Below are 12197 nucleotides of genomic sequence, written 5' to 3' on the forward strand. Positions count from 1 at the left end.
CCCCACCCCCCACACAACACACTCCAGATCCCCAATCTCATCCACAGCCCCTTAGCTTAGATCATTATAATCCTATTTATTATTAAATATTGAAAAGAGAGTAAAAAGCTTAATTATTTTTTAATAAAACTTTTTAGCATTTAAAATACAAAAGGTGATAGTGAAAATTTAAGCAATATTTTTTTATTTTTAACTAATATTTTCTTCTTCCATAAAAACGATGCTTTTGTTTTTTTAATTTGTTTTTATGGTAGGATGCCGATGAAAATTTGATGGGACGAGGCTCTGTTAAAAGCTCAAAGCTTAAAGCACCAGAAAAGGGTTGTACTGTTATAAGTTTTACTTCTACAATATCACTGAGCTGATAGCCTTTATGGCTATGTTGTCCTATAAGAACATGTTGCACTTCATCAAAATGATAATAATCATTTTTAAGTGTAGAAATATGGACAAAACCATCTGTATTGAGTTTATCAAGTGAAATAAAAAGACCTGCTTTTGTAACTCCAGAAATGCGGCCTGTAAAAACACGGCCAATTTTATTCGTTAAATAGTGCGCAACAAGCCGATCAATCGTTTCTCTTTCAGCGATCATTGCACGACGCTCATATAAAGAAATTTGCGTAGCAATTTCTGCAAGATTTTGTTCTTGTGTATTCGTTAATTGATCATTTCCTAGTTTGAGAGCTTTAATGAGTGCTCGATGAATAATGAGATCAGCATAACGGCGAATTGGTGATGTAAAATGTGTATAGTTCTGCAAATTCAAACCAAAATGGCCACTATTTTTAGGATTGTATTCTGCTTGTGATTGTGAACGCAAAATAACTTGATTGACCAGCTCTTGTTGTTCGGTATGAGCGACCTTTTCTAAAATTCTATTAAGGCGTATTGATGTTAATTCTGCACTTTTGGAGAGTGATATCCCTAAACTTTGAAGAAAATTTCGCAATATTTCTTGTTTGGCAAGAGAGGGTTTGTCATGAATACGATAGATAAGGGGCTGATGATGTTTTTTTAATGTTTCAGAAGCTGCAATATTGGCTTGTATCATAAACTCTTCAATCAAACGATGCGCTTCTAAATGTTCTTCACTCACAACATCTTGGATGCATCCACTTTGATCAAGAATAATCTTTTTTTCTGCTATTTCTAATTTTAGGGGCTGTCGACGATCCCTCGCGATTTTAAGGCACGCATAAGCTTCCCATAAAGGTTGCAAGATATTCTCAAGCAGGGGAGCATTTTTTTTATGGATATGTTCTTTTCTTGCCAATTGTACTTCTTGATAGGAGAGTTTGGCTCTTACACGTATCATAATGCGATGAAAACTATGTTTTTGTTTATTACCGTTTGCATCAAAAATCATACGAACGGCTAAAGCTGGTCTTTCTTTTCCTTCACGCAGAGAACATAAATCATGAGAAAGGCGTTCAGGCAGCATTGGTACAACAGTATCAGGAAAATAAATAGAATTTCCGCGTTTTAATGCTTCTTTATCTAAAGCACTTCCTGTTTTGATATAGTAAGAAACATCTGCAATGGCCACAATAATAATCCAACCACCATTATTTGTTGGGTCCTTATCCTTGCTTGCATAGATTGCATCATCATGGTCTTTTGCATCTGGTGGATCAATCGTAATAAATGGTAATTGTCGCCAATCTTCGCGATTATCCATATTGGCTGTTTTGATGTGTTTAACTTCCTCAAGAACGCTTTCAGGAAAAATATAAGGAATTCCCTTTGAGAGAAGAGCAATCATTGAAAGTGTTTTCTCACTCTTAATATGCCCTAAAACATTTTTTATTTGCGCACTTTTCAGTCCATAACCCGTATTTTTTTTTATTTCAACTTCAACGAGATCACCCGTTTCGACCTTTATTTCTGGAGACATTTCAACGATGAGCTCATTGGTTTTGCGGTCTATAGGATCAAGGCGCCATTGATTATTTTCCAATTTTCGGATAACACCCAATGTGCTCTTTAGGGATATATCAATTTTACGAATAATTCGCCCCGTATAAGAGGGGCTTTGAGAATTTTTATTTCGAAAAATTTTTACAAGAACATGATCTCCAACGCCAATGTTCCCTCCTTTTATATGACGGAAAGAGTGTATTTCAATATTGGGTTTTGACGTATCTTCCCATTCAAAAGGTTGTGCAATAAAACCACCATCTTTATCACGACCGCTAATTTTTACCAAAGCAACAGGGGGTAATTTTCCTTTGTTTATTGCTCTTTTGCGCTGTTTAGATATAAGATTTTGATCCTTTAATGCACGTAATATATCTCTAAGCCAGATACGAGAATCACCTTTTAAATTAAAAGCTTTGGCTATTTCTCGTTTACTTGATCGATCAGGGTTTTCATTAATAAAGGAAAGAATTTCTTCCTTATTGGGTAATTTTCCTCCCCTGACTGAGGAGAGGAATTTTACGTTTTTTTCACCTTTAGCCAAATTTTATATCTCTTTTGTTTTTGCTTTTGTTTTGGAAGAAGCTTTTTTTGACGTTGTCTTTTTACTCGATGCTTTAGCTGATATAAGTTCTAGTGCCTCTGAAAGGGTTACACTAATGGGATCTTTATCTTTTGGCAATGTTGCATTAACTTTACCCCAATTGACATAAGGACCATAACGTCCATTGCGCACAGTAACAGTTCCTCCTTCGGGATGCTCTCCTAATGTTGCCAATGCTGCAGATGTTGTTCTGCTTTGCTTGGTTTTATTTTCTTGTTGTTCTGCCAATACTGTAACAGCACGATTGATACCAATATCAAAAACTTCATCCGCATGAAGAAGGCGCGCAGATTTTCCATTATGACTAAGGTAGGGACCATAGCGTCCAATTGTCGCCGTGATCATTTTGCCAGTTTCAGGATGAATGCCAATTTCACGGGGAAGAGAGAGTAAAGCCAAGGCTTTTTCAAGAGTTATATTTTCTGCCTGCCATTCTTTTGGTAGCCCTGCACGTTTGGCTTCTTTGCTTTCACCTCGTTGAATATAGGGACCAAAACGGCCATTGCGAAGAGAAATATCTTTTCCTGTTTCAGGATCAATACCAAGCATAAGAGGTTCGTCATTGTGCACAGCTTTATTTTCTTCTTCTGTCTCTGTCCCAAGTTGGCGTGTGTATTTACATTCAGGATAATTGGAACAGCCAACAAAAGCACCATACCGACCGAGTTTTAAGGATAATTGACCATCTTTACAGAGAGGACAGGAACGTACATCACTTCCGTCTTCGCGTTCAGGAAAGGCGAGAGGTGCTAATGTTACATTTAAAACATCAAGGACATTGGCGATACGCAGTTCTTGGATATTGCTAATAGATGCATTAAATCCGTCCCAAAAATCACGCAACACGTCTTTCCAAGAAAGTTTGCCATCAGAGATAAGATCCAGCTTTTCTTCAAGATCTGCTGTGAAACCATATTCTACATAGCGATTAAAGAAATTTTCAAGAAAGGCTGTAACAATACGCCCCTTAGCATCAGGAAAAAGTTTCCGCTTATCAATGACAATATATCCACGATCACACAATGTTGCCAATGTAGAGGCATACGTTGAAGGACGACCAATTCCTAATTCTTCAAGTTTTTTAATTAATGAGGCTTCAGAATAACGGGAAGGGGGCTCTGTGGTGTGTTGTACAGATTCAACTTTTTCTTTTGTAAGTGCTTCACCCGTGTTTATTTGTGGTAAACGTGTTGTTTCATTTTCTTCATTATTTTCTTCGTCTCGTTGATCCGTATAGACGGAAATAAATCCGTCAAAACGAACAACAGATCCTGTTGCACGAAGATTTGCATGGTTGTCTCCCTGCTGGGCTTCAATTTCAACGGTTGTACGTTCAATTTCAGCAGAACGCATTTGGCTGGCAATAGCGCGTTTCCATATCAGTTCATAGAGCTTTGCCTGATCACTGTCGAGAAAGTGATGGACTTGGTTGGGGGATCGTTGAAAATCTGTTGGACGGATAGCCTCGTGTGCTTCCTGTGCATTTTTCGCCTTTGTTGAATAAAAACGCGGTTTTTCAGGAACATAGTCCTTTCCAAAAGATTCATGAATTACCTTTCTTGCTGTATCAATGGCTTCTGGCGCCATTTGCACACCATCGGTACGCATATAAGTAATAAGTCCCGCCATTTCACCTTTAATTTCAATCCCTTCATAAAGCTTTTGGGCAATTTGCATCGTGCGAGAAGCTGAAAAGCCTAATTTTGAAGAAGCCGCTTGTTGGAGTGTAGAGGTTGTAAAGGGAGGAAAAGGATTTCTTTTTGTAGGTTTTGCTTCAACACTGAGTGTGTGATATTGGGACTTCTCCAACATAAGGCGAATTTGATCTGCTTGTTCTTGAGATTGAATATCAAGTTTGCCAATCTTCCTTTGATTAAACATCGTCAATCTTGCTTGGAAATGATCATTTCTAATGGTTTTTAACTGTGTTGTAATGGTCCAATAATCTTCTTTGATAAAATGCTCTATTTCTGATTCACGGTCACAAATAATCCGTAAAGCAACCGACTGAACGCGCCCAGCAGAGCGTGCACCAGGGAGTTTACGCCATAAAACAGGTGAAAGCGTAAAACCAACAAGATAGTCGAGAGCGCGACGTGCAAGATAAGCATCGACCAGTGATGTATCGATATCACGTGGATTGTTCATAGCATCAAGCACAGACTTTTTTGTGATGGCATTGAAGACAACTCTTTTAATAGGTTTATCTTTTAAAACTTTTTTTTGATGAAGAACATCCAGAATATGCCATGAAATAGCTTCCCCTTCACGATCAGGGTCTGTTGCTAAGATAAGGCTATCAGCTTCTTTAACGGCTTTTGCTATTTCATTTAAACGTTTAGCAGCCGCAGAATCTATGTCCCATTTCATTGAAAAATCTTGATCCGGTAAAACGGAGCCATCTTTTGCAGGCAAATCACGAACATGTCCAAATGATGCGACAACTTTGTATTGAGACCCAAGATATTTATTAATTGTTTTTGCTTTTGCTGGAGATTCAACGATAACGATATTCATAATTTTACCCGAATATTGAAATAAAAAACTTTTTTATAAACGCCTTTCACGCGAATAGCTAATGGCAATTGTTTAAGAACACATAAAAAAAATATTAGCCATATAAAAAACATGAATATTGTACAACTTGTGATTGTTATTATTAAAGTGCACCCTATATAGAATTACACGATTTATTTTCCACTGTTATTACAAAAACATACGGCGAAATACTAAGATAACGTCTATTGAGAGGTAGGAGGGGAAATGCTCAAGGATAGAGGATTATGTTTATAAATCATTTGAAAGTTATCCAATATATTACAGACATGTCAAAGCAAATGAATCAGATGGCGCGTCAGGCGCATAGTCCGCTTTTAGCATTGCTTTTGGATATGGTTGCCAAAGAAGGGCAAAGCATTATTAATAGTGCTGAGGCTCTTGGGGAAGATCAAGATTCGACAATGACACACAACCACCAGAGTGTCGAATAAGCTTTCCAGCAAGCTCGAGTTCTACCAATAAGAGGTAGAGAGTTGGGAGCGGGACACCTGCATGGGTGCTGAGTGTATCTATGTCGATTGGCGTTGTTGAAAGAGCACAGAGAACTGCTGCGCGTGCTGCATCATCATCTGTTAAAGAGGAATGGGAGTTTTTTTCGTCTGCTAAATTAAAATTCTCCGTTTCAAGTTGTAAAGAGGGTGGTGCCTCAAAAAAATTGAGTTGGGAATTTGGAAGCGGTGAAATTAATGGCGTAAGTGTTTCGATGATGTCAGAAGGATGTGTGGTGAGGAGAGCTCCATCCTTGATGAGGTTGTTTGTACCAACAGATCTTGGATCAAGTGGAGAACCGGGAATAGCAAAAATCAACCGTCCCATTTCAGCGGCTTGACGTGCGGTAATTAAGGACCCTGAATGCAGGGCTGCCTCCACAACCAACAAACCAAGTGATAGAGCTGCAATAATACGGTTTCTTCTTGGAAAATCGATAGCGCGCGGCTTCCAAGAGATGGGCATTTCGCTGATGATGGCTCCACCATTGGTGATGATATCTTCATGCAACTTTTTATTTTCAGGAGGATAGATATGATCAATTCCCCCAGCCATGACTGCAACGGTTCCTGTTTTTAAGCTTGCTTGATGCGCAGTGCTATCAATTCCACGAGCAAGCCCAGAAATTGTTACAAAGTCTGCTTCTCCGAGAAAATGGGCAAATTGAGCTGTAAGCTTTTTCCCAGCAGCTGAAGCATTTCGAGAGCCTATAATGCCAATAGACGTTTTTTGAAAAATTGAAACATTACCTTTGATAGCAATAAGTGGCGGAGGGGCTTCTGTAACTTTCAGAAAAGCTGGATAATCTGGTTCTCCCATACCGATAAACCGAACACCTAATCTTTCAGCTTCTTGTATTTCTTTTTCTGCATCTTCTAAGCTTGCTATTTTAGTAGATGCAGAACCACCCCCTTTTCTAATAAGCTCTGGCAGCGCTGCTAAAGCATTTTCTGCTGTTTTATAATGATCAATGAGATTGCGAAAACTAACAGCTCCAATATTTTCACTGCGCAATAACCGTAACCAGCTTAGACGTTGACGATCAGTAAGCAGGATTCCTTTATTTATCTCTGTTTTGCGTACCAACCTTACTTTCTTCCCCACTTAATAATCTACTGATATTTGCAGAATGTTTTATAAACACAAATAGGCTCATCGCGATCAGCATACAACAGAAATAAAAATCGGAAAAATAAAAAACAAATATCGGTGTGATTGTAACTGCAATAAGCGCAGATAATGAAGAATAACGCATGAGGAGAAAAATTGCACTCCATACAATAATAAAAATAATTGCTGCAGGCCAATACACTCCTAAGCAAACCCCTAAATAGGTCGCAACACCTTTACCTCCTTTAAATTTAAGCCATATGGGAAAAAGATGTCCTAAGAAAGCAAAAAAACCCGCTAGAGAAATAAGGATACTATTGTCGAGCGGATCGTTAAAAAACTTTATAACGAAAACAACGATAGCTCCTTTCAGCATATCACAAAGAAGTGTTAGAGCAGCAATTTTTCTATTTCCTGTTCGTAAAACATTTGTTGCTCCAATATTGCCGGAACCGATTGCTCTTATATCGCCAAGTTTGGCCAATCTCGTCAACAGAAGACCAAATGGAATTGAGCCAATGAGATACGATACGAGGAAAATAAACCATGGAGTGGACTGAAAAAGTATTTCTGCTTCATTCATAAAGAATCTCATTAAGTTTGTTGATCAAGTTTAAAAACGGATTTCCCTTTCACAAAGGTCTGGAGGACACGTCCTTGAAAACGTGCCTTTTCAAAAGGGGTATTTTTTGAACGTGAATAGAACTTTTCTGTCGAAACAACCCATGGTTCTTCAAGATCAACCACAATAAGATCTGCATAAGCACCTTTCTTTAATGTTCCTGCATTGAGTCCAAAGAGCTTTGCAGGCATCGTTGATAAAATTTCAGTTATCCGGAGAAGAGATAGGCTCTCATCATGATAAAGACGCAAAGTTGCACTCAATAAGGTCTCCATACCAATAGAACCAGCCGCTGCATCATTAAATGGTAAATGTTTTGTATCCATACTCTGAGGGTCATGGGAAGAGACAATGACATCTATCGTCCCATCTCTTATTGCTTCAATCAGTGCTATCCGGTCTTCTTCTGTACGCAATGGGGGCATGAGGCGAAAAGAAGTTTGATATTGACCAATGTCATTTTCGTTGAAAGATAAATGATTAATCGATACACCGGCTGAAATTTTCTCACTGCGTTGCTTGCTTAAGCGAAGGGCATCAGCAGAGAGCGCTGTCGATATCTGAGCGGCATGATAGCGTGTTTGCGTTAATGCTGCTAAGCGCAGGTCCCTTTCAAGTGGGATCACTTCTGCTTCGCGGGGGATGCCAGAAAGACCAAGCCAGCTGGCGAGCAGTCCTTCATTCATCACGCCTTGTCCTGTAAGATCTTTATCTTGCGTTTCGTGGATCAATGGGACATCAAAATCGCGTGCATAAGTCATTGCACGTCGCATAACAGATGAATTTTGGAGTGTTTTTTTTCCTTCACTAAAAGCAACGGCTCCTGCATCCTTGAGCAAACCAAATTCAGTTATTTCTTGTCCGTTGAAATTTTGTGTGATTGCCGCAACGGGATAAATATTGACCGATGACATTTCCTGGGCTGTGCGCTTAATGAATTGAACGAGGGCAACATTATCAATAACTGGGTGCGTGTCTGGCATCATAAGAAAGGAAGTAATACCACCTGCTGCGGCAGCTTGACTTGCAGATGCAATTGTTTCACGATTTTCATTTCCTGGTTCTCCAACAAAAACACGCGCATCAACAAGTCCAGGAAGAATTGCTTTGTTTTGTGCATTAATAACTTTTGCTTCTGCAGGGATTCCCTGATTCAAAGCTTCTTTTCCAGCGGCTATAATTTGCCCATTTTCAACAATAACTGTACCAATTTCATCGATTGCGCGTGAAGGATCAATAATACGAGCCTGTTGAAAAACAATTGGTTTTATCATTTTTTTTCTCCATTGATCTTCAAGCGTGAATCTAATAAAGCTTCCATGACCGCCATACGCACTGCAATTCCCATTTCTACTTGTGTATGAATCATACTTTGTGGTCCGTCGGCGATATCCGATGCAATCTCCACACCACGGTTTATGGGACCAGGATGCAAAATAATACAATCGTTTTTCGCATAAGCTAAATTTTCTTTATGTAAACCAAAATAATGAAAATATTCACGCGTGGAGGGAATAAAAGAGCCCGTCATCCGTTCATGCTGTAAGCGTAACATCATGATAATATCAGCATCTTTAAGGCCTTCTTTCATGCTATTAAAAACCTCAACACTCATATGATTAATTTCGGTGGGTAAGAGTGTTGAAGGAGCAACAGCACGAACACGAGCACCCAAAGCATTAAGGCTAAGAATATTAGAACGTGCAACACGTGAGTGCAAGATATCTCCGCAAATGGCAATCGTTAATCCTTCAATACGACCTTTTGCTCTTTTAATGGTCAGAGCATCTAATAAAGCTTGAGTTGGATGTTCATGAGCACCATCACCTGCATTAATGACACAACAATCAACTTTTTGCGCTAATAAAGCTGCTGCTCCCGCACTGCTATGGCGAAAAACCAATATATCTGGCTTCATCGCATTAAGCGTTGCAGCTGTATCAAGTAACGTTTCCCCTTTTTTTACAGATGAGTTGCCGATCGCAACACTCATCACGTCTGCTCCCAACCTTTTGCCGGCTAATTCAAAAGAAGATTGTGTTCGCGTAGAGGCTTCAAAAAAGAGATTAATTTGAGTCCGTCCACGCAAAATAGATTTTTTTTTATCAATTTTGTTAGAAAGGATAACGTTTGCTTCTGCACGATCAAGCAATGTATTAAGGTCTTGTACACTCAGATCTTTAATAGCCAAAAGATGTTCATGAGGGAAAAGTGGAAAAAATTTATCTTGAATCATAGCATTCTTCTTTATCTCTCTTTAAAACAGATTAAACAAGCATTTGTTTGAATATGATAAATGTTTCTTAACTCTAAAAAGACAAATAGTCTATGATATGAATGATTTGAATACAGGAATAGACCTATGAGTGCTGTCTCTGCGCAAAATGCTCGTCGAAAAAATACATTTCTTAGCGATACGCTTATGTTTCGTATGGCTTCTACTTTGCCTAAGTTCTTATTAGCAAGCTTTGAAGAAATAGGGGATTTTGCTGCGAGTCGAGAAGCATGGAAGCTTTCCTGCTCAGCGAATCATTATAAGCCTTTATTGTGTTATAACGATGAATGGGGACAGTCGGTAGAAAAATTAGAAATACATTCTTCCTATCAAGACCTTCAACGATATTCTAGACAAGCGGGGTTGGTGACCTCGCTTTGGGAAAATACTTCTTCAGAAAATGGAGTACGTTATCAAGCACGTGCAATTCGTTTGGCTTTATCTGCTGGTTTAGAAACAGGGCATTTGAATGAGATTATTATAACGAGTGCAGCGATTGCCGTCTTAATTAGTGATAATGAGCTCTTCAAAAAATGGCAAAATGTCCTTTTGTCACGCCAATATGATTCTTCATCAAGGCCTATTCATCATAAAAAATCCGCTTCTCTGACGTGTGCCTTTGATGATATTGAACAATACGCTTTCAATTTTCCAAGTGTTAAGAAAATTTCTTTCGATGAAAATATGGAACGTGATCTGTATCGCTTAAATGTCGTAAAAACTAATGTGATTAATCCTACAGCTGATGGGTATCTTGTTAGTGCAGATTTAAATGGTCATTTAAGTTGCTTTTTTGTTCCACGTATACAGGAAAATGGTGCATTAAATGGTCTGATATCGATTCGTCATTTAATTCAGCGTTCTGGAGAACTTTTAACACCAGAGGGGGTTGTTGATTTTCAAGGCAGTTATGGTTGGCTTTTGGGAAATGCTGGAGAAGGTCTTAAAGTTATTAAAGATATCGAGACGATGATGCGTTTTGATCAATCTGTCATATCGGCAGGTGTTTTGCGCGCCGCCCTTCAATTTGGTATAGATTTTTTCCGGAAAAAAATGCCAAATCAGCCTTTACCACCACTGACAGAACGTATTTTTGCAGATATTGCATTAGATATTGCAGCTTCACAAGCATTGGTTTTGCGTTTAGCGCGAGCCTTTGATAATGCAGCAAATGACCGTTCTGAAGCAGCTTTCGCTCGCATTATGACACCTATTATTGCTTATCACGTCAGTCAATTGGTTGTGCCTATTATTGGTGAAATTATTGCACAACTTGGTATTGAAAGCTTTATAGAGAACAATCCATTATCACAAATGTTGCATAATGGACCTGCGCGAATTGTGAGAAATAATTCGGCTAATCAATTGGTAAAGGATGCCATTCTTATTGCTGAAAAGGCACCGGGATTGTTTCAGAAATTGTTAAAAAAAATTTCTCTTGATATTGGCCCAGCAGGACCACGTGCCATTGAAATTATTAAGTCTGCCGGTGATATGGCAGCAGCAAATGAAGGGGCAGGAAGGTTTTTTGTTGAACAAGTAGCCTATGCCGCCGCCGCCGCCTCATTACGTTCTACGGACATAGAACATGTTGCAAATGCCTATATGGAAAGCCGCCTTGGGGGACAATGGAGATCTTCCTACGGGATGCTCATTGCGCGCTATAATGCAGGGCATTTGCTTAATGTTCTCTATCCTTCCATATGATGAAAGTTTTGAATTCTATTGAGTGCACCTTGCAATATAAAAGCAGCAGCTGCTGAATCAATTCTGCTTGCTCTTTTAGTGCGCGATACATTCATTTCTAAAAGAGAACGTTCTGCGGCAATGGTTGATAAGCGTTCATCCCAAAAAACAAATGGAATTTCTGTATGCACTTTCATATTACTTACAAAAGCTTTCGTTGCTTGAACACGAGAGCCACTGCTTCCATTCATGTTAAGAGGTAAGCCAATGATAACAACGCCTACATTTTCATGATCAAAAATTTTAATCAGTGCGTGAGCATCTTCTGTAAATTTTTTTCGCTGGAGCACAGGACGCGGATTTGAAACAATTAGCCCCATATCAGAAATCGCAATTCCGATCGTTTTTGTTCCTAAATCTAAGCCTGCTATTGTTTGTCCAGGCAAAAGATGTGTCATAACTTCATTGATATTAATAACAGTCATAAGAATTATAATACGTTTTTTAATATTTCAGATCTATAATTATATTCTCTATTCATGTTATCTAATATTCTTGCGCTTGCAAGCGCAGCCTTGTATAGCCAGAATAAAGATTAATGCATAAAACAAAAAAACAGAAAGGCGTAAAGAGTATGTCTGTTGATCAAGAAACCGTCAAGCGGGTTGCTCGTTTAGCGCGGATTGCCATCCATGATAATGAGATAGAACCTATGACAAAAAAATTCAATGCTGTTCTCGGTTTTGTAGAGCAGTTAAATGAAGTTGATGTCAGTGAAGTTGAGCCATTAACATCTGTGATACCGATGACTCTACGAATGCGTGAAGATCGTGTTACAGATGGCAATAAAGCAGCAGATATTGTCGCCAATGCCCCTGTTACAGAAGAGAATTTCTTTCTTGTCTCAAAAATTGTTGAGTAACTTTTTATAT

The 12197-nt window shown here is 38.8% G+C and carries 10 protein-coding genes; 3 read left to right on the forward strand and 7 right to left on the reverse strand.

Annotated elements, in window-relative coordinates; genetic code table 11:
• Window positions 1–193: 193 nt before the first annotated feature.
• Together rnr and topA are read right to left on the reverse strand one after the other, a co-directional pair.
• Window positions 194–2464, reverse strand: coding sequence for a ribonuclease R (rnr, locus tag NNJ85_RS04375; protein ID WP_254473939.1), 2271 nt, complete (start codon window positions 2462–2464; stop codon window positions 194–196).
• 3 nt (window positions 2465–2467) lie between these two features.
• Window positions 2468–5041: a type I DNA topoisomerase gene (topA, locus tag NNJ85_RS04380; RefSeq protein ID WP_254473941.1), complete on the reverse strand. Its 2574-nt coding sequence runs from the start codon at window positions 5039–5041 to the stop codon at window positions 2468–2470.
• Window positions 5042–5307: 266 nt separating this feature from the next.
• Between topA and NNJ85_RS04385 the strand changes: the two genes are divergently transcribed.
• Window positions 5308–5514, forward strand: a complete 207-nt coding sequence (locus NNJ85_RS04385; RefSeq protein ID WP_005773510.1) for a hypothetical protein — start codon at window positions 5308–5310, stop codon at window positions 5512–5514.
• Here NNJ85_RS04385 and dprA read toward each other — a convergent pair.
• The 4 genes from dprA to NNJ85_RS04405 are packed head-to-tail and all read right to left on the reverse strand — an operon-like array spanning window position 5444 to window position 9540.
• On the reverse strand, window positions 5444–6676 hold the full coding sequence (gene dprA, locus NNJ85_RS04390) for a DNA-processing protein DprA (protein ID WP_371923326.1): 1233 nt from the start codon (window positions 6674–6676) through the stop codon (window positions 5444–5446). The genes NNJ85_RS04385 and dprA overlap by 71 nt on opposite strands.
• Entirely contained in the window at window positions 6633–7265 is a 633-nt protein-coding gene (gene plsY, locus NNJ85_RS04395) for a glycerol-3-phosphate 1-O-acyltransferase PlsY (protein WP_254473945.1), read from the reverse strand. The genes dprA and plsY overlap by 44 nt, the downstream gene beginning before the upstream one ends.
• Window positions 7266–7276: 11 nt before the next feature.
• A complete protein-coding gene (locus NNJ85_RS04400; protein WP_254473947.1) occupies window positions 7277–8578 on the reverse strand; it encodes a dihydroorotase in 1302 nt (433 codons plus the stop codon).
• Window positions 8575–9540, reverse strand: coding sequence for an aspartate carbamoyltransferase catalytic subunit (locus tag NNJ85_RS04405; protein ID WP_254473949.1), 966 nt, complete (start codon window positions 9538–9540; stop codon window positions 8575–8577). The genes NNJ85_RS04400 and NNJ85_RS04405 overlap by 4 nt, the downstream gene beginning before the upstream one ends.
• Before the next feature lie 126 nt (window positions 9541–9666).
• On the opposite strand from NNJ85_RS04405, the gene NNJ85_RS04410 reads away from it, so the two are divergent.
• Window positions 9667–11286 carry an acyl-CoA dehydrogenase family protein gene (locus tag NNJ85_RS04410; RefSeq protein WP_254473951.1) on the forward strand — a complete coding sequence of 540 codons (1620 nt, stop codon included), beginning with the start codon at window positions 9667–9669 and terminating at the stop codon, window positions 11284–11286.
• Here NNJ85_RS04410 and ruvX read toward each other — a convergent pair.
• Window positions 11271–11750, reverse strand: a complete 480-nt coding sequence (gene ruvX / locus NNJ85_RS04415) for a Holliday junction resolvase RuvX (RefSeq protein WP_254473953.1) — start codon at window positions 11748–11750, stop codon at window positions 11271–11273. The two genes, NNJ85_RS04410 and ruvX, sit on opposite strands and share 16 nt — an antisense overlap.
• A gap of 149 nt (window positions 11751–11899) precedes the next feature.
• On the opposite strand from ruvX, the gene gatC reads away from it, so the two are divergent.
• Complete coding sequence (gene gatC / locus NNJ85_RS04420) at window positions 11900–12187, forward strand: Asp-tRNA(Asn)/Glu-tRNA(Gln) amidotransferase subunit GatC (RefSeq protein ID WP_254473955.1); 288 nt, start codon at window positions 11900–11902, stop codon at window positions 12185–12187.
• Window positions 12188–12197: the final 10 nt, after the last annotated feature.

The organism is Bartonella sp. B1098 (assembly GCF_944896145.1).
GTDB lineage: Bacteria > Pseudomonadota > Alphaproteobacteria > Rhizobiales > Rhizobiaceae > Bartonella.

Coding starts and splice junctions, on each gene's coding strand:
- NNJ85_RS04385 (WP_005773510.1), top strand. CDS start 5,308: ATGTTTATAAATCATTTGAAAGTTATCCAATATATTACAGACATGTCA.
- NNJ85_RS04410 (WP_254473951.1), top strand. CDS start 9,667: ATGAGTGCTGTCTCTGCGCAAAATGCTCGTCGAAAAAATACATTTCTT.
- NNJ85_RS04405 (WP_254473949.1), bottom strand. CDS start 9,540: ATGATTCAAGATAAATTTTTTCCACTTTTCCCTCATGAACATCTTTTG.
- gatC (WP_254473955.1), top strand. CDS start 11,900: ATGTCTGTTGATCAAGAAACCGTCAAGCGGGTTGCTCGTTTAGCGCGG.
- plsY (WP_254473945.1), bottom strand. CDS start 7,265: ATGAATGAAGCAGAAATACTTTTTCAGTCCACTCCATGGTTTATTTTC.
- NNJ85_RS04400 (WP_254473947.1), bottom strand. CDS start 8,578: ATGATAAAACCAATTGTTTTTCAACAGGCTCGTATTATTGATCCTTCA.
- topA (WP_254473941.1), bottom strand. CDS start 5,041: ATGAATATCGTTATCGTTGAATCTCCAGCAAAAGCAAAAACAATTAAT.
- ruvX (WP_254473953.1), bottom strand. CDS start 11,750: ATGACTGTTATTAATATCAATGAAGTTATGACACATCTTTTGCCTGGA.